Origin of the sequence: Salinarimonas sp. NSM (assembly GCF_052380005.1) — a bacterium.
Classification (GTDB): Bacteria; Pseudomonadota; Alphaproteobacteria; order Rhizobiales; family Beijerinckiaceae; genus Salinarimonas.
This window is the reverse complement of sequence record NZ_JBQTCJ010000014.1, coordinates 29518-50121: the sequence shown is the minus strand read 5'-3', so window position 1 is coordinate 50121 and position 20604 is coordinate 29518. Positions and strand designations below refer to the sequence as shown.

The window sequence follows — 20604 nt, the reverse complement described above, 5'->3', positions numbered from 1 at the left end:
GAGGGGCGGCGTGCGGAGCCTCCTGCGCCGGCGCGGCCTGCGCCTCGTCGCTGGGGCGCTCGCCGTAGCGCTGATCGTGACGGGGCTCGCCGGGGCGGCGAGCGTCGTGGGCTACCGCCACTTCGCCGCGTCGCTCGGCCCGCTCGATCTCGCGCCCGCGCAGGCGCGCTCCGTCCTCGTGCTCGACCGCGGAGGCGCGCTGCTGCGCCCCTACGCCACGCCGGAGGGGCGCTGGCGCCTCCCCGTCGGCGTCGCGGACGTCGACCCGACCTACCTCGCCATGCTCCTCGCCTACGAGGACGCGCGCTTCCGCGCGCATGGCGGCGTCGACGTCCGCGCGCTCGCCCGCGCCGCCGGCCAGCTCCTCGCCAACGGGAGGATCGTCTCCGGCGGCTCGACGCTGACGATGCAGGTGGCGCGCCTCGTCGAGCCCCGGGCGGAGCGAAGCCTCGCCGCGAAGCTGCGCCAGATCGTGCGGGCGGGCGAGATCGAGGCGGCGATGGGGAAGGACGAGATCCTCGCTCTCTACCTCTCGCTCGCCCCCTACGGCGGCAATCTCGAGGGCGTGCGCGCCGCGAGCCTCGCCTATTTCGGCCGCGAGCCCAAGCGGCTCTCGCATGCCGAGGCGGCGCTGCTGGTGGCGCTGCCGCAGAGCCCCGAGACGCGCCGGCCGGACCGCTATCCCGAGGTGGCCCGCGCCGCGCGTGACCGCGTGCTCGATCGCGCGCTCGCCCGGGGCGTGATCACCGCCCGCGAGCGGGAGGCCGCGGCGCGCCAGCCCGTGCCGACCGCACGCATCGCCTTCCCCATGCTCGCGGCCCACGCCGCCGACGCCGCCCGCGCCGAGCGGGCGGATGCCGACGTCCACCGGCTGGCCATAGACGGCGCGCTCCAGGCCGGCCTCGAGCAGCTGGTCGCCCGTCGCCTCGCGCGGCTCGGGCCGGATCTCTCGGCCGCGATCCTCGTCGTCGACAACGCGAGCGGCGAGGTCCTCGCCCATGTCGGCTCGGTCGGCTACCTCGACCGCGCGCGACGCGGGGCCATCGACATGACGCGCGCCGTGCGCTCGCCCGGCTCGGCGCTCAAGCCCTTCATCTACGCGCTCGCCTTCGAGACGGGCCTCGCGCACCCCGAGACGATCCTGGAGGACCGGCCGGTGCGCTACGGCGTCTACGCGCCGGAGAACTTCGACCTCGGCTACCAGGGTGCCGTGACCGCGCGCCGCGCGCTGCAGGAATCGCTCAACGTGCCTGCGGTGGCGCTGCTCTCCGAGCTCGGCCCCGCCCGCTTCGTCGCGCGGCTGCGCCAGGCCGGCGCGCGGGTCGTCGTGCCGCGCGAGACCGCGCCGGGGCTGGCGGTCGGCCTCGGCGGGCTCGGCATCACGCTCGAGGACGTCGCGCGGCTCTATTCCGGCCTCGCCCGCGGGGGCTCGGTCCCGACGCTCGCGACCCGCGCGGACGCGCCGCCCGTCCCCGGGGGGCTCGCGCCCTCGGTCGCCGATCCGGTCGCCGCCTGGTACGTCTTCGACGTGCTGCGCGGCGCGCCGGCGCCGGAGAGCGCGCTCGGCGGACGGATCGCCTACAAGACCGGCACGTCCTACGGCTTTCGCGACGCCTGGGCCGTGGGCTTCGACCGGGGGCTGACGATCGCGGTCTGGGTCGGGCGCGCGGACGGCGGGGCCACGCCGGGCCTGACCGGCCGCAACGCGGCGGCGCCGCTCCTGTTCGACGCCTTCGCCCGGACCGGGCGCGAGCCGCAGCCGCTCGCGGTCCCGCCGCACGCGCTCCTCGTCGGCACCGCCGACCTGCCGCCGCCCTTGCGCCACATCCGTCGCGACCGGCCCAAGACCATCGCGGCGACGGCGGTGGCGCGCCTCGCCATCGCCTTCCCGCCGGACGGGGCGCGCGTCGATCTCGGCCTCGTCGACGCGGCGGGCGGCGCCCGCGAGCCGCGCCTCGCGCTCAAGGCCCAGGGCGGCGCGCTGCCGCTGACCTGGCTCGTCGACGGCGTGCCGGTCGGGGCGGCGAGCCTCAGGCGCGAGGCGGACTGGCGCCCCGACGGTGCCGGCTTCGCCCGCATCACGGTGATCGACGCCGCCGGCGAGACGGACACCGTGTCGGTGCGGCTCGAGTGAGGACCGCCGGACGGTATTCTGGTACGCAATGATGTGGTATCTCGGTAAGAGCGTGCCGAACCGTTGCCTGCCAAGGCTTTCGGGCTCGCGTTTTCGTCGAGCGGGGCTTGACGGGGCGCCCGTTCGCGCATAGACACCGCCCACCTGCCGCCGGGTCCGCCCGGCGGCTTCTCGTTTCGCACGGGGCCGACCGGCCCCCGACAGGGAACCAGCGCGATGAAGACCTTTTCGCTGAAGCCCGCCGACGTCGAGAAGAAGTGGGTCGTGATCGATGCGGACGGGCTCGTCGTGGGCCGGCTCGCGTCGATCGTGGCGATGCGCCTGCGCGGCAAGCACAAGCCCGCGTACACGCCCCACGTCGATTGCGGCGACAACGTCATCGTCATCAATGCCGACAAGGTGAAGTTCACTGGCCGCAAGCGCGAGCAGAAGGTGTACTACCACCACACCGGCCATCCGGGCGGCATCAAGGAGCGCACCGCGCGCTCGATCCTCGAGGGCCGCTTCCCGGAGCGCGTGGTCGAGAAGGCCGTGGAGCGCATGCTCCCGCGCGGCCCGCTCTTCCGCAAGATCATGGGCAACCTGCGCGTCTACCCGGGCACGGAGCATCCCCACGAGGCGCAGCAGCCCGAGGTGCTCGACGTCGCGGCGATGAACTCGAAGAACGTGAGGATCTGACGATGGCGACCCTTCAGTCCCTCTCCGATCTCGGCCAGGCGCAGACCACGACGCCCGCCGAGGAGCGTCCGGTCCACGTCCAGAAGCTCGACGCCTACGGCCGCGCCTACGCCACCGGCAAGCGCAAGGACGCCATCGCCCGCGTCTGGATCCGCCCCGGCACCGGCAAGATCACCGTCAACGACCGCACGCTCGAGGTCTACTTCGCGCGCCCGGTCCTGCGGATGATCCTCAACCAGCCGCTCCAGCTGACGAACCGTGTCGACCAGTACGACATCACCGTCACGGTCGCCGGCGGCGGTCTCTCCGGCCAGGCCGGCGCGGTGCGCCACGGCCTGTCGAAGGCGCTGACCTACTACGAGCCGGAGCTGCGCGGCGTGCTCAAGAAGAACGGCTTCCTGACGCGCGACTCCCGCACGGTCGAGCGCAAGAAGTACGGCAAGGCCAAGGCCCGCCGCTCGTTCCAGTTCTCCAAGCGCTGATCTCGTCGCGAGCGTTTCGCGATCGGAGGGGCCCGCGTTCGCGCGGGCCCCTTTTTCGTTTCACGCGCCGATCCGCGGCATCGCACACGCGCCTCGGCGGCGGTCTCCGAATCCACCCCTCAGTCAATCGCGACGATTACCTACTACCTTATGTTTATCGAATGGCGTAAGCTGAAATTGCGTCGACCGAGGGAGGTCCAATCGGGGCCGTCGCAGAGCCCTCGTCTTCGGCCGGCCCTCCGCGGTCGGGCCGATCGTCTCGCTCGTCGCCGGTCGCCCGTGCGGTGCGATCGCCATCATCGACGTAGGGATACGCGGACATGAGCAAGCGGGACGTGAGCAGCGCCGACCTGAAGGCCGTGCAGGCCCGGGTCGCGGAGAGCAACCTGTCCGACGGGGACAAGTCCGTCCTCGCCGGCATGCTGGACAGCGCGATCGAGCTGAAGGCGCTGCTCGAGAACTCCAGCAAGGATCACGGCGGGAAGAAGGTCATCGCCAGCCTTCCCTTCGGCTTCGACATCGTCAAGTGACGGTGCGGGCCATGGGCGTCCTTTCCGTCGCGCAGGTCGACGGCATCCTCAGCGGCCGCATGGCCGCCCAGATGCTCGCCGTCCGAAGCTCCTCGACAACGGCCGACGCCTTCGCGACGGACCCACGACGTCTCTCGGCGTGGGTTCTCGCCCGGCACTCGGCCGAGCACGTGATCCGCATCCGGCAGTTCCGGCAGCTGGACAGCGAGGCGACGCGGATGATCGCGCAGGCGGATCCCCGTGCCGCCGAGATCTGGGCCGGCTACGCCCGGTCCGAGGCCGTCCACGATCGCTACTACCTCCGCGACCTGGAGGGCATGGGGATCGGGCGCGAGGCGGTCGATGCGCTCGAGCCGCTCGCGGCCACGCGCGCGCTCGTGGCGTACGTCCGCGGCGCGATGGCGCTGCACGGCCCGCTCCCCGTGGTGCTCTACTCCTTCTGGGCGGAGAAGTGCTCCGACCTCGGCTCCACGCCCGTGATCGAGACGGTGCGCGCGCGCTTCGGCGACGCCGCGGTGCGCGGTGCGAGCAAGCACCGGGCGCTCGACGAGAATCTCGATCACGCCGAGGTCGTCGCGGAGGTGCTGGCCACGCTCGTCGGCGACACGCGGCGGCTGTTCGCGGCCGATGCGATCCTCGCCGGCATCTCGCGGCTCGTGGCCGACTACTTCGCCGAGCTGGAGGCGCTCGACCACCTGTGGCACGCGCGCACGCCCGCCGGCGGAGATCCCGCGGGAGGCGCCATCCGGCGATGACGGCCGTCGCGATCCTGGGCAGCGGCGGGATCGGGCTCGCGCTCGCAGCGCTCCTCGGAGGGAGGGCGGACCTCGAGGTCTCCCTCTGGGGGCGTCGCGCGGTCGGGCTCGGCTCGCGGACATTCCGCTGCGTCAATGCGGGTGCGACCTGCGCGGCCGGCCGCGCGACCGTGCGGCCGGACCCGCGCAGCGCCGTCCACGACGCCGCGGTCGTCGTCCTGGCGGTGCCGACCGACGCCCGGCCGGACCTTCTGCGCATGCTCGCGGGCGCCATGCCCGCGTGCCGCGTCCTCCTCGCCTGGGAGGGGACCGGGCCGTTCCGCGAGGAGCTCGCGGCGATCGATGCGCTCTGGCCCGCCTGCGCGGGCCTGCAGCGCAGCCCCCTCGTCGCCCGCCCGCTCGCGGACGGTACGGGCTGCGACCTGCGCGGCGTGCGCAGCTCCGTCGTCGCCGCGGCGGTCGACGCGGACGATCGCGCGCTCGTCGGCGATGTCCTCGGCGCGCTGCTCCCGGTCGGGATCGAGATGGCGCCGTCCTACGACCATGTCAGCGTGTCGCCGGGCAACCCGTTGATCCACCCCGCGCGCCTCTGGGCCATCGCCAGCGGCCCCGGCGAGGATCGCGCCGCCGACGGGGGAGGGTTCTACGCGGGCTGGGACGACCGCGCGTCCGAGATCCTCCTCGCCCTGCACGGCGAGCTCGCTCGTCTTCGCGACGCGCTCGGCCTGTCGCGAAGCCACGTGCGGACGCTCGTCGACCGCGATCCCGTGCCGAACCCGGCGCGGGTCACCGCCGAGATCCGCGGCGAGGCGGCGCTCGCGGAGGTGCCCGTGCCGATCCGAATCGTCGACGGACGCCCCACGCTCGACCGGGAGCACCGCTTCGTGCGCGAGGACATAGGACGCGGCCTCGCCTACGTCGTCGCGCTGGCGCGGCGTGCCGGACAGGCGATGCCGACGGCGGAAGCCATCGTGGCGTGGCAGTCTCGGACGGGGAGGTGAGCGTGCTGCGCGTCGTCGTGTGCGGGGAGGGTCCGATCGCCCATTCCGTCGCCTTCGCCGCGGCGCTCGCGGGGCACGGCGTGCGGATGCTCGTTCCCGCGCCGGGCGCCTGGTCGGACCGGCTGCGGGGCATCCTCCCGGACGGACGCGCGGTCGACCTGCCGCTGCGCGGTGCCTTCCAGCGTGCGCAGGACTGCATCCCCGGCTGCGACATGGTGCTCGTGTGCGTTCCCCATGCGGAGATCCCGGCCGCGCTCGCGGCGATCGCGCCGCATCTCGACGCCCGAACCCTGGTGGGCGGCGTCCCCGGCTTCGGCGGCTTCGGCATCGTGGCGCGCCGGCTCCTGCCCGTGGAGAGCTGCGTCTTCGGGGTCCAGCGGATACCTTTCGTGGTGCGCGCGCACGAGGCCGGACGGCTGGTCTCCCTCTCCGGCGTGAGGCGGCAGAGCTACGTCGCGGCGATGCCCGCGGAGCGCTCCGCCCCGGTCGCCGAGCTGGTGGCGCGGCTCCTCCAGGTGCGGACCGTGCCGGTCTCGCACTACGTGAACATCGAGCTCAGCCCGTCGAACTCCGTCGTCAACCCGGCACGGCTCTACGCGCTCTTCGAGACGGGGAGGCGGCCGACCGGGAGCCTGGAGTTCTTCACCGATTGGGACGAGGACGCCACCCGCGTCCTCCTGCGCCTCGACGCCGAGCTCCAGGCGGGGCGCCGGGCGATCCCGCGCGACACGTCCTTCATTGCGCCGATCCTCTTCCAGTACGACGCGAACGACGCCGCGACGCTGACGCGGCGCTTCCGAGGCCTGCACACCCTGTCCGGCCGCCCGGCGCCGATCCGTCCCGCGGCCGAGGGGGGTGGGATCGCGCCGTCGTCGCCGTACGTCACCGAGGACATCGACCACGGGCTCGCCTGCGTGCGCGCGATCCTGCGGCTCGCCGGCGCAGCGACGCCGTGCGCCGATGCGATCCTGCGCTGGCGGGCGACGCTGGAGCCGGACGCGCCGCCGCCCGAGGCGCTCCCCGGTACGGCGCTGGTCGCGCCGTTCGACGGGATCGAGGCGTTGATGGCGGCGCTGGGTTGAGGCGCATGCAAGATCAGTCGTGCAATCGGCACTGCGTGATTTCCAACGCTTGGTCGGCGCCCCTTCGAGGGCGGCCTCGGCTACAGTCGCCGCTCGCTCACCCCCGCCCGAGCATCCGCACGGCCCCGATCGCCGCCACACCGCCGACGGCGAGCACCGCGGCGCCCGCCGCGAACAGCGGCAGGTGCGAGCCGCTCGCGGCGAACAGCGCCGAGAGCGCGTAGGCCCCCGCCGCCTGGGCGACGGCGAAGGCGATCGTCATCGTCCCGAACAGCCGTGCCTGGGCCGGGCCGCTCGCGAGGCTCGCCGTGAGGCCCGCGGCGAGGGCGACCATGCCGGGCGTCAGCGCGCCCGCGACGAGCGCCGAGAGCCAGATCGCCGCGGTCGCGGTGGAGACGAGGGGCAGCGCCACCGCGAGCGCCTTGACGAAGAGCGCGCCCACGAGCGCGCGCCCGGCACCGATGCGCGTCGCGACGAGCCCGGACAAAGGCGCGCCGACGAGGGCGCCGATGCCGAAGGCCGTCCAGGCGAGCCCGCCCGCGGCCTCGCCCCGGCCGAGCCCGCGGGCGACGAAGTCCGACAGGAAGAGCGTGTGGGGGATGAAGCCCGCGCCGTCCGTGGCGTAGGCGAGGACGAGGAGCGCGATGGCCGCGGGGGCCCGCTTCGGCATCTCCCCGCCGACGGACGCGCCCGCGCCGTCCGGCCAGCGCCGCCAGGCGATCGCGGTCAGCAGGAGCGCCATCCCGGCGAGCGCGAGCCAGGTGGCGACGAGCCCGAGCGTCGCCAGCGCCGGCAGCAACGCGCCCGAGAGCACGATGCCGACGCCGACGCCCGCGAAGACGATGCCCGACACCCGGCTCTTCGCCTCCGGCGGCGTGCGCGAGAGGATGGCGGAGGGTCCGAGCACCATGACGAGCCCGCCGGCCACGCCGGCGAGGAAGCGGAACGCGGAGAGCCAGAGCGCACCGAGCGGCGCCGCGCAGGCGGCGAGCGAGACGACGGCGAGGGCGAGCGCCGTGTTGAGGATCGCGCCGCGCTCGGGCCGTGCGGCGAGCGCCTGCGCGAGGAGGGCACCGACGAGGTAGCCCGCGAGGTTCGCCGCGCCCGCGAAGGCGGCCTGCGGCGCGCTCACCCAGTCGCGCTCGACGAGGAGCGGCAGCAGCGGCGTGTAGGCGAAGCGCGCGAAGCCGATGCCCACGAGGACGGCGAGCAGCGCCGGCAGCCACGGCGCGAGACCCTCGCCGACGGCGGCGCGCCGTGCCCCGAGCTCGTCCGCCATGTGCGCCTCCCGTGCGTCTCCGGCAGACAGGGGTAGGGCGCGCCGGTTGCGACCGCAAGGCGCGGGGCGGCAGGGTCGTCATGTCCGGGGCGCGGCTCCCCGGGGCTTGCCCGACGTGCCGATGTGTGTTCGAACTTCGCTCGAAGCGCGGCGCTCGCGGACGAGGCGCCGCGCGGGAGGCCGTCGCCCTTGCCCGCAGCTCGGATCGGTGGGAACGGCCCATGACGGCGCCTCAGGTCATGATCCTGGCGATCATCGCGGTCGCGATGGGCCTCTTCCTCTGGGGCCGATGGCGCCACGATCTCGTCGCGGTGGCGGCCCTGATCGCCTGCGTACTCGTGGGCCTCGTGCCGGCCGAGGCGGCGTTCACGGGGTTCGGCCATCCCGCCGTGATCACGGTCGCCGCCGTGCTCGTCCTCAGCCACGGCCTCGCCGCGAGCGGCGCCATCGACCGTGTCGTGCGCCGCGTCCTGCACGAGGGCGCAGGCGCCTGGTCGATCATCCTCACGCTGTGCGCGCTCACCGCGTTCATGTCCGCCTTCATGAACAACATCGGCGCGCTCGCGCTGATGATGCCCGCCGCGCTCGCCGCCGCCCGCAGGGCGGAGGTGGCGCCGGGGCAGATCCTGATGCCGCTCTCCTTCGCCTCGATCCTGGGTGGCATGACGACACTGATCGGCACGCCGCCGAACCTCATCGTCGCCGGCTTCCGGGCGAGCGCGACCGGCACGCCCTTCGGCATGTTCGACTTCGCGCCCGTCGGCGTCGCGGTCGCCGGGGCGGGCGTGCTCCTCGTGGTGCTGGGCTCGCGGTTCCTCGTGCCCAACCGTCCCCGCGGCGCGGGGCAGAATTTCGACATCGGCGCCTACCTCACCGAGGCACGGGTGCCCGCCAAGGCGCGGGCGGTGGGCATGACGTTGAAGGAGGTCGAGGAGACGCTCGCTGCGGCGGAGGCGCAGGTCGTGGGCCTCGTGCGCGACAACGCGCGCATCCCCGCCCCGCAGAACTGGCGCAGCCTGCGCGAGGACGACATCCTCGTCATCGAGGCGGATTCGAAGAACCTGCCCCAGGCGCTCGCCAAGCTCGGGCTGACCCTCGAGGAGGACAAGCGCACCGGCGTGCGTGCGCTCGAGGCCGAGCACACGGTGATGGCCGAGGTGGTGGTGCGCCCGGGCTCGCCGCTGATCGGGCGCACGGCGCAGCACCTCAAGCTCCGCTCGCGCCATGCGATCAACCTCCTGGCCATCTCGCGCCAGGGCCGGCGCTCGATCTCGCGGCTGCGGCAGACGCGCCTCGCGCCCGGCGACGTGCTGCTCCTCCAGGGCACGCCCGAGACGCTCGCCGATTTCTCCGCCCATTTCGACTGCGTGCCGCTGGCCGAGCGCGCGCTGCGCTTCCCGGCGAAGCGCGACGCCTGGCTCGCGACCGGCATCATGGCCGCGGCGGTGGGCGCGACGGCGCTGGGAATCCTCCCCGTCGAGATCGCCTTCACCCTCGCCGCGCTCGCCTACGTCCTCGCCTCCATCGTGCCGACGCGCGAGCTCTATGGAGCCGTCGAGTGGCCGGTGATCGTGCTGCTGGGAGCGCTCATCCCCGTGGCGGGCGCCGTCGCGTCGACCGGTGCTGCGGACGCCGTTGCGCGCGGGATGATGGGGCTGATCGGGGAGGGGAGCCCAGTCCTGGTGCTCGTCGGCCTCATGGTGATGACGATGTGCCTCACGGATTTCATGAACAACGCGGCGACCGCGACGGTCATGTGCCCGATCGCCATCGGGATCGCCGGCGTGATGGGGGCGAACCCCGACCCGTTCCTGATGGCGGTGGCGATCGGTTCGTCCTGCGCCTTCCTGACCCCGATCGGCCACCAGAACAACACCCTCATCCTCGGCCCCGGCGGCTTCCGCTTCGGCGACTACTGGCGCCTCGGCCTGCCGCTCGAGATCGTCGTCCTGTGCGTGGGGATCCCGATGATCCTCGTCGTCTGGCCGCTGTGAGATCGAGGCCTCGGCTGCGGCGCCGGCTTTCCCGTGCGGGCGACCGGTATCCAATCCGGGCCGACTTGCGCTAGTCTGTTCGAGGCTGCCGGCACGTCCGGCGAAGACGAGTGAGGCTTTCGTGACCGAGAACGCCGGCGACACGACCCCGACGCGCATGCGCGACGGCTCAGGAGAGGCGACCCCCGGGACGGCCGTGAAGCGCGCCGCCGCCAAGGCGTCGAACGCGCGCGCGGCCAAGGCGAAGGAACGCGCGGAGACGCGGCCCAAGCTCTTCGTCCGCCCCGCGCTCCTCAAGGACATGCGGGCCATCCAGGCCCTGTGCCGGCGCGCCTATCCGTCGATGGAAGCCTATTCCCAGGCGCACCTGCGCGGACAGATCCAGATGTTCCCCGAGGGTCAGTTCGTCGCGATCTACGAGGACGAGCTCGTCGGCTACGCGGCGACCTTCCTCATCGACGAGCAGACCGCACTCGCGCCGCACGATTGGAAGACCATCACGGGCAACGGCTTCGCCTCCCGCCACGACGACGACGGGGACATCCTCTACGGCTTCGAGGTGATGGTCGATCCCAAGCACCGGGGCCTGCGCATCGGCCAGCGCCTCTACAACGAGCGCAAGCGCCTCGCCATCGACCTCAAGCTCAAGGGAATCGTCTGCGCCGGCCGCATGCCCGGCTACGCCAAGGCGAAGCGCCGGAAGCAGGTGGCGAGCCCGGAAGAATACCTGGAGGCGGTGGTCGAGCAGGGCCTGCGCGATCCCGTCATCTCCTTCCAGATGCGCAACGGGTTCGAGCCGCTGCGCGTGCTGAACGACTATCTGCCGATGGACCAGGAGAGCCGCGGCAACGCCGTGCATCTCGTCTGGTGGAATCCCGCCGTCGCGCCGGACCCGAACGCGCGCCACGCCAAGCAGCGCCGCAGGCCGCAATCGACGGTGCGCGTCGCCTGCATCCAGTATCAGCAGCGCAAGGTGGATTCCTTCCAGGAATTCGCCGATCAGGTCGAGTATTTCGTCGATGCGGTGGCGGACTACAAGTCCGACTTCTGTGTCTTCCCGGAGCTGTTCACGCTCCAGCTCCTCTCGATCGACAACGAGAACCTCCCGCCCGACAAGGCGATCGCGCAGCTCTCGCGCTATACCGAGCGCCTGAAGGAGATGCTCTCGCGGCTGGCGGTGCACTACAACATCAACATCATCGGCGGCTCGCACCCGACGCGGGACGAAGACGGCGACATCATCAACGTCTGCTACGTCTGCCTGCGCGACGGCTCGATCCACGCCCGCGCGAAGATCCATCCGACGCCGAACGAGCGCTATTGGTGGTCGATCGTCGGGGCCGACGAGGCCGACACGATCATGACCGATTGCGGGCCGATCGGGGTGATGATCTGCTACGACTCGGAATTCCCCGAGCTCGCCCGGCATCTCGTCGACCAGGGCGCGCAGATCCTGTTCGTGCCGTTCTGCACTGACGAGCGCAAGTCCTACCTACGCGTGCGCTACTGCTGCCAGGCGCGGGCGGTGGAGAACCAGGTCTACCTGGCGCTCGCGGGCAACGTCGGCAACCTGCCCAACGTCGAGAACATGGACATCCAGTACGCGCAGAGCTGCATCCTCACGCCCTGCGACTTCCCCTTCGACCGGGACGGCATCGCCGCCGACACGACGCCCAACTCGGAGATGGTCGCCATCGCCGACCTGAACCTCGACACGCTGCGCCAGGCCCGCGCCAACGGCACGGTCCAGAACCTGCGCGACCGGCGCTTCGACCTCTACTCGGTGCAGTGGAGAAAGGAGAAGTCGCGGTGATCCGTCCCTGTCCGGCGCCTCCCCGACGGGTGGTGCCGGCGCGGTGCTTCCGAACTGACGGTGATCCCTCCACGCCATGGCTTCCTCGGACGACGTGACTCCGGACGACGTGCCCCGCCCCGCCGACGCCCACCCCTGGCACGCCATCCCCCACGACGACGCGCTCGCCCGCCTCGACACCGCCCCGCACGGCCTCACGCAGGAGGAGGCGGCGCGGCGGCTCGAGCGTCACGGGCCGAACCGCCTGCCGCAGGCGAAGCAGCGCGGGCCGCTGCAGCGGCTCGTCGACCAGGTGAACTCGGTCCTCATCTGGATCCTGCTCGCCTCGGCGGCGGTCACGGCGCTGCTCGGGCACTGGATCGACACCGCCGTCATCCTCGCCGTCGTCGTGGCGAACGTCGGCATCGGCTTCGTCCAGGAGGGCAAGGCGGAGGCTGCGCTCGAGGCGATCCGCGGCATGCTCGCGCCGCAGGCGGCGACACTGCGCGACGGCGAGCGCGTCGGCATCCCCGGCGAGCACCTCGTGCCCGGCGACGTCGTCCTCGTCGAGGCGGGCGATCGCGTGCCGGCGGACCTGCGCGTCGTCGAGGCGCGCAACCTGCGCATCGAGGAGGCCGCGCTCACCGGCGAGAGCGTGCCCTCCGAGAAGTCCGTCCACCCGGTGCGGACGGACGCGCAGCTCGGCGACCGCGCCTCCATGGCCTATTCCGGCACGATGGTGGCGGCAGGCTCGGGCCGCGGCGTCGTGGTGGCGACGGGCGGGCGCACCGAGATCGGGCGCATCTCCGGCCTTCTCGCCGACGTCGGCGAGATGACGACGCCGCTCCTGCGCCAGATCGACGTGCTGGCGAAGACGCTCGCCGTCGTCGTCGTCATCGCCGCGGCGCTGGTGCTGGCCTTCGGCGTCTTCGTGCGCGACTACGCCTTCGACGAGCTCTTCATCGCCGTCGTCGGGCTGATGGTGGCGGCGATGCCCGAGGGCCTGCCGGCGCTGCTCACGATCACCCTCGCCATCGGCGTCCAGGGCATGGCGCGGCGCAACGCCGTCGTGCGCCGGCTGCCCGCCATCGAGACGCTGGGCGCGGTCTCCGTGATCTGCTCGGACAAGACCGGCACGCTCACCCGCAACGAGATGATGGCCGCCACCGTGATGACGGCGGACCTCGTCTACGAGGTCACCGGCGAGGGATATGCCCCCGAGGGGACGTTCCTGCGCGACGGCGCGCCCGTCGATCCTGCTGGGGAGCCGCTGCTCGCGGACCTCGCCCGCGCGGCGCTCCTGTGCAACGACGCGGCGCTCTCGCCGGCCGAGCACGGCTGGCACGTCGAGGGAGATCCGATGGAGGGCGCGCTCGTCGCGCTCGCCGCCAAGGCGGGCTTCGATCCGCGGGCGGAGCGCGCCTCCTGGACGCGGCGCGACGCGGTGCCCTTCGACGCGCAGCACCGCTTCATGGCGACGCTCGACGCGCCGAACGAGGCGGAGCGCGGAGCCTACGTCTTCGTCAAGGGCGCGCCCGAGCGCATCCTCGCGATGTGCGACGTCGCGCGCGGGGCGGACGGGCGCGAGGTGCCGATCGACCGCGGCCATTGGCACGCGGCGGTCGAGTCGATCGCCGCGAAGGGCCAGCGCGTCCTCGCCTTCGCCGGGCGACCGGCCGGGGAGAGCGAGGGCGTCGACGAGACCATGCTCGACATCGAGGGCGTCGGCGACGGGCTCGTGCTGATCGGCCTCGTCGGCCTGATCGACCCGCCGCGCGAGGAGGCGGTGGACGCCGTCGCCGAGTGCCGGGCCGCCGGCATAGACGTGAAGATGATCACCGGCGATCACGCCGCGACGGCCTCGGCCATCGCCCGCGCTCTCGGCCTCGATCGCCCCGACGACGTGCTCACCGGCCGCGATCTCGACGCCCTCGACGATGCGGCCCTGGCCGAGCGCGTGCGGGACGTCGACGTCTTCGCCCGCACCAGCCCCGAGCACAAGATCCGCCTCGTCGCGGCACTGCAGGCGCAGGGGCTGGTCGTGGCGATGACGGGCGACGGCGTCAACGACGCGCCGGCGCTCAAGCGCGCGGACGTGGGCGTCGCGATGGGCCGCAAGGGTTCCGAGGCGGCGAGGCAGGCCGCCGACGTCGTGCTGCTCGACGACGACTTCGCGACGCTCGAGGCCGCGGTGCGGGCCGGACGAACCGTCTACGCCAACCTGCGCAAGGGCATCGCCTTCCTCCTGCCGATCAACGGCGGCGAGGCGGCGAGCCTCGTCATCGCGCTGCTCGCGGGCCTCGCGCTGCCGATCATGGCGGTTCAGATCCTGTGGGTGAACATGGTCTCCTCGGTCGTCCTCGGCACCAGCCTCGCCTTCGAGCCGCCCGAGCCCGACGTCATGCGCCGGCGCCCGCGCGACCCGACGCGGCGCATCCTCGACGGCTTCCTGGCGTGGCGCGTGGCGTTCGTGTCCGCATTGTTCACGATCGGCATCTTCGGCGCCTATCGCTGGGGGATCGCGGAGGGTCTGGAGCCGGAGGCGGCGCGGACGATCGCCGTGAACGCGCTCGTGGCGATGGAGATCTTCTACCTCTTCGCAGTGCGCTATCTCGACAGCCCCTCGATGACCCTCGCCGGTGCGCTCGGCACCCCCGCGGTGCTCGTCGTCGTGGCCGCCGTGAGCCTGCTCCAGCTCGCCTTCACCTACGTCCCCTTCATGAACGCGATCTTCGGCTCGCGCCCCCTCGGCTGGACCGAGATGGGGGTGGCGCTCGCGGCGGGCGTCGGCGTGCTCGTCATGCTCGAGGCGGAGAAGCTGGTGCGCCGCGGCGTCGTGCGCCTGCGCGGGAGGGGCTGACGGACTCCCGCCGCGGCGATTGCGTCGGGCGGGAGCATCGGGCCACCGCGTGGAATCCCGGTCGGCGGGATGACGCCGGAAGGCTCTAGCCGGGGACGAAAGCCAGAACCCGCACCGGGCTGCCGGTGCCGTTGACGAGCTTCAGCGGTGCCGCGACGAGGATGGCCCCCTTGGGCGGAAGGCGGTCGAGGTGGGCGAGGCTGGCGAGGCCGTATCGGTTGGCCTGATGCATCAGGTAATGGGCAGGGAAGGGCGGGTTCATCCCCGCGGCCGCGCCCGCATCGGTGCCGACGCACTCCGTGCCCCAGCCCATGATGCCCTTGGAGACGAGGTACTCCATGCAGTCGACGGACGGTCCCGGGGAATGCGGGCCGGCCTCGTCCGCGTTCAGGAAGGTCTCCACGCTGCCGTTGCGGCGATGCCAGTCGGTGCGCATGAGGACCCAGCTGTCGCGCTCGATGGCGCCGTGCTCGGCCTCCCAGGCCTTCACGCCATCCGCGGTCAGGAGGAAGTCCGGGTCCGCGGCCGCCTGCCGTGAGCAGTCGACGACGTTGACGGGGCCCACGAAGTTGCGCGGCGGGATCGTGTCGGTCGAGCCGTCGCTCGTATGGTCGCGCCCGGAGATCCAGTGGATCGGCGCGTCGAAATGCGTGCCGGTATGCTCGCCGAGCTTGAGCCAGCGCCAGGCCCAGTAGGGACCCTTTTCATTGTACCAGGAGATCTCGTGCATCTCGACGGCGGGCGTGTTCACGCCGATCTCCGGCGGCAGGTAGAGCACCGGCGTGTCCGGCCCGAGCGGCGCGGAGAGATCCACGACGGTGATGGACCCGCTCGCCAGCCCGGCGGCGAGGTCGGTGAGCGTCTGGCGTGCGGTCATTGGGGCCTCCCGGTGCCTCGTCGTTGCTCTCGCCGCTCCGGTGGCGTCCGGGCGGGGGGGCATCGTACGTCCGAGTCTCGCGAATGCAAGGAACTGCCGCGCTCGCGCGTCGGCGCGGACGCGCCTCAGCCACCGCCGAAGCGGGCCCGCAGGTCGGCGCAGACGTCGCCGCGCTCGACCGCCGGCGTGAACCAGGCGACGTCGTAGTGCGCGCCGGCGGTGCCGAACCCGCCGACGAGATCCGCCGGATCCGAGACCCCCGGCGGCGCCTCGACGAAGGCGATCGAGAGGGTTTCGCGCGCGGGCGCTCGCGCCTCGAGGTAGAACGGCACCGCCTCGTCGCCGACGTGACCGGCGCCGGCGATCAGCACCGCGGGGCTGGGGGCCGCGAGGAGCGAATCGGCGAGCGCGGCGTCGCGCAGGCGCTGGGCGACGGCGAACCCCGGCACGGCCGCCTCCGGCAGGAGCCCGCAATGTCCGTCGACGATCGCCTGCTCCATGCGCACGCGCCCCGCCTCCGGCAGCGGGCGATCGAGGCGCAGGCGGGCGCGCTCGTCCGGCGCGAGCGCGTCTTCCCGACCCTGCGCCAGCGCCGCCGTCAGCGCGCGCTCCGCGTCCCCCGCGTGGAGCGTCCAGCCGGCGGCGAGGGCGGCCTCCAGGATCGGCGCGTACATCGCGAAGTCCGGCCAGCCGCTCGCCTCCCACCCCAGCGCCTCCCCCAGCGCGGCGACGTCGCCGGCCCGGGCGTCGGCGAGGGGGCCGCCCTCGTCGCGGCGCACCATCTCGAGCACGAGCCCGCCCGCCGGCGCGTTTGCGGCGGCGATCGCGACGGCCCAGGCCTGGAGGGCGTGGTGATCCGGGTTGTCGTGCCGCTCGCCGAGGAGGACGATCTCGGCACCCGCGATCCGCGCGGCGACCTGCGCGTGCGTCAGCGCGGCGCCGGTGCGGGCGTCGTGGACGGCGCCGACGAGCGGGCTGTCCGACGCCGTCCCACCCACGAAGGCGGGCGGCGCGGGGGTCGCTGCTGGGGCGGGCGAGGCGAGAGCGGTGGCGAGGCCGGCGAGGAGGGCTGTGGTGATCGCGCGCATGCGTCGGAGATAGAGCGGAGGAGGGCGCTTCGGAAGGGCGCTGCGATCTCGGGCCGACGAAGGTCCGAGCTCGTTCACTCCATCACGGCGGCCTTGAGGATGCACACCATCGTGGCGCGGCCGGGCTCCCCGGCGATGCAGCGCACCGTGTGCGGCCGGTCGCAGCGGTAGCGCAGGGTCTCCCCGGCGCGGGCGCGCTGGACGACGCCCGCCACCTCCACCTCGAACTCGCCTTCCAACACCGAGAGATGCTCCACCGAGCCGCGCTGGTGCGCATCCGAATCGAGCACGCCACCGGGCTCGGAGGCGATGTCGTACCATTGCAGCCACTCGACCGTCTTGATCCAGCCGATGATGGAAAGTCGCATCTTGCCGTCGTCGGAGACGAGGATCGGCGTGTCGGGCCGTGAGGACTTCTGGATGAAGGGCTCGTCGTCGACGGTGGCGAGCACGCGCTCGATCGAGACGTCGAGCGCCTGCGAGAGGCGCCAGATCGTGGCGAGCGTCGGGTTGGTCTCGTTGCGCTCGATCTGGCTGATGATCGACTTCGCGACGCCGGATTGCTCCGCCAGCTCCGACAGCGACAGATTGTAGGCCTTGCGCAGACGCTGGACCGTCTTGCCGAGCTGGCCCGACAGGATCTGGGCTCCCGCCTCCAGCTCCCGCGTGCGCTCCTTGCCCTCGACGCCCATCACGTTCTTCCCGCTCGCCGGGGCGTTCCTTTGGCCGAACGCCCGTTTGTCACTTCAAACGCACCATGCCGAACGGCGCAATCCGACGCAAGGGACCGGGCCCCGATTCGCGCGCCCCGAGCGTGGCCCCGACGCCCCGCTCAGCCGGCCTCGAGGTCGAACCGCTCGACCACCGCCGGCTGGATCGCGCCCGCCGTGATCGTGAGCAGGACGAGGCGCGCGTCGAGGCTCTCCTCGTCCTCCAGCGCCCGCTCGATCCGCGCCTCGACGCGGGCGAGCGCCGCCTCGCCGTTGGCATGGACGAAGATGTCGGGGCCGACGATGCAGTAGGAGAGGAGCTCCGCCGCGGGCGCGTAGGCCAGCGGCGGCGGCTCGGCGCCGTCCGCCGCGTCCTTCATCAGCGAGACCGCTGCGAGCTTGATCGGCTCGCGCACCATGGCCGGATGCACGTCGCAGCGGCGCAGCGCCTCGTCGAGGCGCCGCAGGTCCTCCGAGCGGCCGAAACGGCCGAACAGGCCGATGGACGAGCCGCGCTTCACCGGCTCAGAGCGCGCGCTCGAGCACGAGCTCGCCGCGCGGCCCCTTGATCGTCAGGCGCGGCCCCTCCGTGTCCCAGGTCTGGGCGGCGCGCAGCGCCTCGAGGAAGGTGCGCTCCTTCTGCATTGTCGAGTTGTCGCACTCGCGGCGCGTGAGCGCGAACGGCCCCACCGCGAAGCCCTGGTCGCGCAGCGGGTAGGCGGTGGCGGAATAGTTGTTGCAGCCCGAGAAGCCGCGCAGGCGCAGGGTCTCGTCGAGAGTCAGCGCCGGGCGCTCGCCCTCGAAGGCACGTCCGTTGAGGGTCGTCGCCTCGAAGGTCACGCCGAGCGGGAACTGCTTGGGCATCATCGGCGGCGGCACCGCCGGCGCCTGCTGCTCGGACGGATCGGGCATGCCGAACCCCCCCTGTGCCGACGCCTGCGGTGCGGCGGCGAGGGCGGCGAGGAGCGCGAGGGCCGCGACGCGCGACGCTGTCATGGATGGAGAACTCCGGTCTCGACGGGACGCGCGGGACCATAAAGAGACGGGCGCGGCCGCGCAAGAAAATGCGCGCGCGGCGTGATCCGGCGCGGCGGTGGAAGCGTAGGCGTCAATGAAGTTCGGTCATGAGCTTCCTTCCCGCGGCGCTCCCCTTCCCGCGCGCGCCGCAAACTCCAAGCCGCCCCACACGGGGCGGCTTTTTTCGTCTGCCAGGCGGGATGACGTCTAGCCCGGCTGCGGGCCGATCCGCGCCTCGAGACGGGCGAGGAGCGCGTTCTCGGAGCGGAACACGTAGTCGAGGCTGCGCACCGTGACGTCCGCCGCGCCGGCGGCGGCCAGCGCGTCGACGAGCGCGAACACGCTCTCCTTGGGGCAATGCAGCACCAGCTCCGGCGCCGTGATGCCGTACGGGGCGCGGGCGCCGTGGCGCTCGCCCTGCGCGATCGCCGCCCCGGCGTCGTCGGCGGCGATGCGCGCGCGGATCTCGCGGGTGGTGCGCGCCGCCTCCTCCGCGGCGATCCGCCCCAGGATCGCGCGCGCGGCGGCCCGCGCCTCATCCGTCCAGGGCGCGTGCAGCGCGGCGACGAGGTTCGCCTCGGAGCGCAGCATCACGCCGTCGTCGAGCACCTTGAGGGCGTTGGCGGCGAGCGTCGCGCCGGTCGTGGTGATGTCGACGATGATCTCGGCGGCGCCCGACGCGGGTGCGCCCTCCGTGGCGCCGAGAGATTCGACGATCCGGTAGTCGGCGACGCCGTGGCGGGCGAAGAAGCGCCGCGTCAGGTTCACGTACTTCGTCGCCACCCGCATCTTGCGGCCGTGGCGCACGCGCAGGTCGACCGCGACCTCGTCGAGGTCGCTCATCGTGCGCACGTCGATCCAGGCCTGCGGCACGGCGACGACGACGTTCGCCTGCCCGAAGCCGAGCGGCGTGAGCAGCGTGACGGCGGCGTCGGCGTCCGGCATCTGCTCGCGCACGAGGTCCTCGCCGGTGACGCCGAGATGCGCCTGGCCGGTGGCGAGCTGGGTCGTGATCTCGCTCGCGGAGAGGAACTTCACGAGGACCCCGGGCAGGCCCGCGATGGCGCCGTGATAGTCCCGTGCGCCGCGGCCCTGCTGGAAGCCGAGGCCGGCGCGGGCGAAGAAGGCGCTGGCGTTCTCCTGGAGCCGGCCCTTGGAGGGCACGGCGATGACGAGGGGGGCGTTCATGCCGTCTCTCCGCTGTCCGCCTTCGCCAGCGCCGCCGCGATCCGGTCGATCCAGAACGAGCAGCCCACCGCGGGCATCGGCTCGGGCGCGCCGAGCCGCGTCAGCAGACGGTCGTAGCGCCCGCCGCCGACGAGCGGCCGGCCCTCGGCGTCGTCGCGCGCCGTCGCCTCGAAGATGAAGCCGGTATAATAATCGAGGTTGCGGGCGAAATCGGCGTGGAAGGCGAGGGCGCCGACGTCGACGCCACGCGCGGCGAGGAAGCCGGTGCGCTCCTCGAACAGGCCGATCGCCGGCGCGATGGCGAGGCCCGCGTCCGCCGCCAGCGCGCGCACCCGCGCCGCCGCCGCGTCGGGATCGCCGCGGATGGCGAGATAGGCGCTCAGCACCTCGCGGGCGCGGGCGTCGAGGCCGTTGCCGCGGCGTCCGGCGCGGGCGAGGAAGCGCTCGGCGATCTCTCCGGCGCTGCGCCCGCCCACCGTGCTGATGCCGGCGATGGCGAGCACGTCCTCGACGAAGGCGTGGGCGGCCTGCGGGTCCTGGCCCTCGAGCGCGGCGAGCAGCCCCGCGTGCTCGACGAGGTCGGGCTCGGGGGCGGCGTCGAGAATCGTCGCGGCGCGGCCCGAGACGATGGCGCGGATGAGCCGGCTCTTGGCCGCGGGCGCGACGCCGAGCGCGTCGACGATCGCCTCGAGCAGGCCGACGTCGCCGAGCCTGACGTCGTGGGCGACGCCGAGCGCGTCGAGCGCCTCGAGCGCCAGGGCGAGGGCCTCGGCGTCGGCGGCGGCGACGTCCCTGCGGCCGATCGACTCGATGCCGGCCTGGCGGAACTCGCCGGTCTCGCCCGCGCGCAGGCGGAAGACCGGTCCCGCGTAGCAATGCGCCGCGGCGCCGGTGCCGTGCGCGGCGAGATGCGCCCGGCAGACGGGGATCGTGTAGTCCGGCCGCAGGCAGAGCTCGGCGCCGCTCGCGTCGCTCGTCACGAACAGCCGCCGGCGGATGTCCTCGCCGGAGAGGTCGAGGAAGACTTCCGCCGGCTGCAGTACCGGCGGCTCGAGCGGCACGTAGCCCTCGCGGTCGAAGAGGCCGAGGAGAATCTCCTCGGCGCGTGTCTCGTATGCGTTCATGGTCCCGCTCCCG

Annotated in this window: 18 protein-coding genes; 10 read left to right on the top strand and 8 right to left on the bottom strand. The window is 73.1% G+C overall.

Annotated elements, in window-relative coordinates; all coding sequences use genetic code 11:
* Nucleotides 1-10 precede the first annotated feature (10 nt).
* The 7 genes from pbpC (at nt 11) to ACTZWW_RS07875 (ending at nt 6662) form a co-directional block, all read left to right on the top strand.
* On the top strand, nt 11-2134 hold the full coding sequence (gene pbpC / locus ACTZWW_RS07905) for a penicillin-binding protein 1C (RefSeq protein ID WP_444780399.1): 2124 nt from the start codon (nt 11-13) through the stop codon (nt 2132-2134).
* A 216-nt stretch (nt 2135-2350) separates the two neighbouring features.
* A complete protein-coding gene (rplM, locus tag ACTZWW_RS07900) occupies nt 2351-2812 on the top strand; it encodes a 50S ribosomal protein L13 (protein WP_029031177.1) in 462 nt (153 codons plus the stop codon).
* Between the two features lie 2 nt (nt 2813-2814).
* A complete protein-coding gene (rpsI, locus tag ACTZWW_RS07895; protein WP_444780398.1) occupies nt 2815-3294 on the top strand; it encodes a 30S ribosomal protein S9 in 480 nt (159 codons plus the stop codon).
* A gap of 320 nt (nt 3295-3614) precedes the next feature.
* Entirely contained in the window at nt 3615-3824 is a 210-nt protein-coding gene (locus ACTZWW_RS07890) for a hypothetical protein (RefSeq protein ID WP_444780397.1), read from the top strand.
* Between the two features lie 11 nt (nt 3825-3835).
* Entirely contained in the window at nt 3836-4579 is a 744-nt protein-coding gene (locus ACTZWW_RS07885; RefSeq protein WP_444780396.1) for an iron-containing redox enzyme family protein, read from the top strand.
* Nucleotides 4576-5580, top strand: a complete 1005-nt coding sequence (locus tag ACTZWW_RS07880) for an NAD/NADP octopine/nopaline dehydrogenase family protein (RefSeq protein WP_444780395.1) — start codon at nt 4576-4578, stop codon at nt 5578-5580. Before ACTZWW_RS07885 ends, ACTZWW_RS07880 begins: the two co-directional genes overlap by 4 nt.
* The gene (locus ACTZWW_RS07875; protein ID WP_444780394.1) at nt 5556-6662 is read left to right on the top strand and encodes an NAD/NADP octopine/nopaline dehydrogenase family protein; all 1107 of its coding nucleotides are present in this window, start codon (nt 5556-5558) and stop codon (nt 6660-6662) included. Before ACTZWW_RS07880 ends, ACTZWW_RS07875 begins: the two co-directional genes overlap by 25 nt.
* A gap of 97 nt (nt 6663-6759) precedes the next feature.
* On the opposite strand, the gene ACTZWW_RS07870 is transcribed toward ACTZWW_RS07875, so the two are convergent.
* Nucleotides 6760-7941, bottom strand: a complete 1182-nt coding sequence (locus tag ACTZWW_RS07870) for a YbfB/YjiJ family MFS transporter (RefSeq protein ID WP_444780393.1) — start codon at nt 7939-7941, stop codon at nt 6760-6762.
* Between the two features lie 221 nt (nt 7942-8162).
* On the opposite strand from ACTZWW_RS07870, the gene ACTZWW_RS07865 reads away from it, so the two are divergent.
* The 3 genes from ACTZWW_RS07865 to ACTZWW_RS07855 all read left to right on the top strand — a co-directional run bounded on the left by ACTZWW_RS07865 (nt 8163) and on the right by ACTZWW_RS07855 (nt 14587).
* Nucleotides 8163-9935: an SLC13 family permease gene (locus ACTZWW_RS07865; protein WP_444780392.1), complete on the top strand. Its 1773-nt coding sequence runs from the start codon at nt 8163-8165 to the stop codon at nt 9933-9935.
* Nucleotides 9936-10056: 121 nt separating this feature from the next.
* Nucleotides 10057-11748 carry a GNAT family N-acetyltransferase gene (locus tag ACTZWW_RS07860; protein WP_444780391.1) on the top strand — a complete coding sequence of 564 codons (1692 nt, stop codon included), beginning with the start codon at nt 10057-10059 and terminating at the stop codon, nt 11746-11748.
* A 76-nt stretch (nt 11749-11824) separates the two neighbouring features.
* Nucleotides 11825-14587, top strand: a complete 2763-nt coding sequence (locus ACTZWW_RS07855; protein WP_444780390.1) for an HAD-IC family P-type ATPase — start codon at nt 11825-11827, stop codon at nt 14585-14587.
* Nucleotides 14588-14672: 85 nt separating this feature from the next.
* On the opposite strand, the gene ACTZWW_RS07850 is transcribed toward ACTZWW_RS07855, so the two are convergent.
* The 7 genes from ACTZWW_RS07850 to ACTZWW_RS07820 all read right to left on the bottom strand — a co-directional run bounded on the left by ACTZWW_RS07850 (nt 14673) and on the right by ACTZWW_RS07820 (nt 20591).
* Nucleotides 14673-15464: a cyclase family protein gene (locus ACTZWW_RS07850; protein ID WP_444780389.1), complete on the bottom strand. Its 792-nt coding sequence runs from the start codon at nt 15462-15464 to the stop codon at nt 14673-14675.
* A gap of 125 nt (nt 15465-15589) precedes the next feature.
* Complete coding sequence (locus ACTZWW_RS07845) at nt 15590-16552, bottom strand: ChaN family lipoprotein (protein WP_444780388.1); 963 nt, start codon at nt 16550-16552, stop codon at nt 15590-15592.
* Between the two features lie 74 nt (nt 16553-16626).
* Nucleotides 16627-17244 (bottom strand): helix-turn-helix domain-containing protein, encoded by a 618-nt coding sequence (locus ACTZWW_RS07840; protein ID WP_444780421.1) that lies wholly within the window; start codon nt 17242-17244, stop codon nt 16627-16629.
* A gap of 140 nt (nt 17245-17384) precedes the next feature.
* Nucleotides 17385-17783 carry a hypothetical protein gene (locus tag ACTZWW_RS07835; protein ID WP_444780387.1) on the bottom strand — a complete coding sequence of 133 codons (399 nt, stop codon included), beginning with the start codon at nt 17781-17783 and terminating at the stop codon, nt 17385-17387.
* 4 nt (nt 17784-17787) lie between these two features.
* On the bottom strand, nt 17788-18258 hold the full coding sequence (locus ACTZWW_RS07830; protein WP_444780386.1) for an META domain-containing protein: 471 nt from the start codon (nt 18256-18258) through the stop codon (nt 17788-17790).
* Nucleotides 18259-18486: 228 nt separating this feature from the next.
* Nucleotides 18487-19467 (bottom strand): ATP phosphoribosyltransferase, encoded by a 981-nt coding sequence (gene hisG / locus ACTZWW_RS07825; RefSeq protein WP_444780385.1) that lies wholly within the window; start codon nt 19465-19467, stop codon nt 18487-18489.
* A complete protein-coding gene (locus ACTZWW_RS07820) occupies nt 19464-20591 on the bottom strand; it encodes an ATP phosphoribosyltransferase regulatory subunit (RefSeq protein WP_444780384.1) in 1128 nt (375 codons plus the stop codon). Before ACTZWW_RS07820 ends, hisG begins: the two co-directional genes overlap by 4 nt.
* Nucleotides 20592-20604 lie beyond the last annotated feature (13 nt).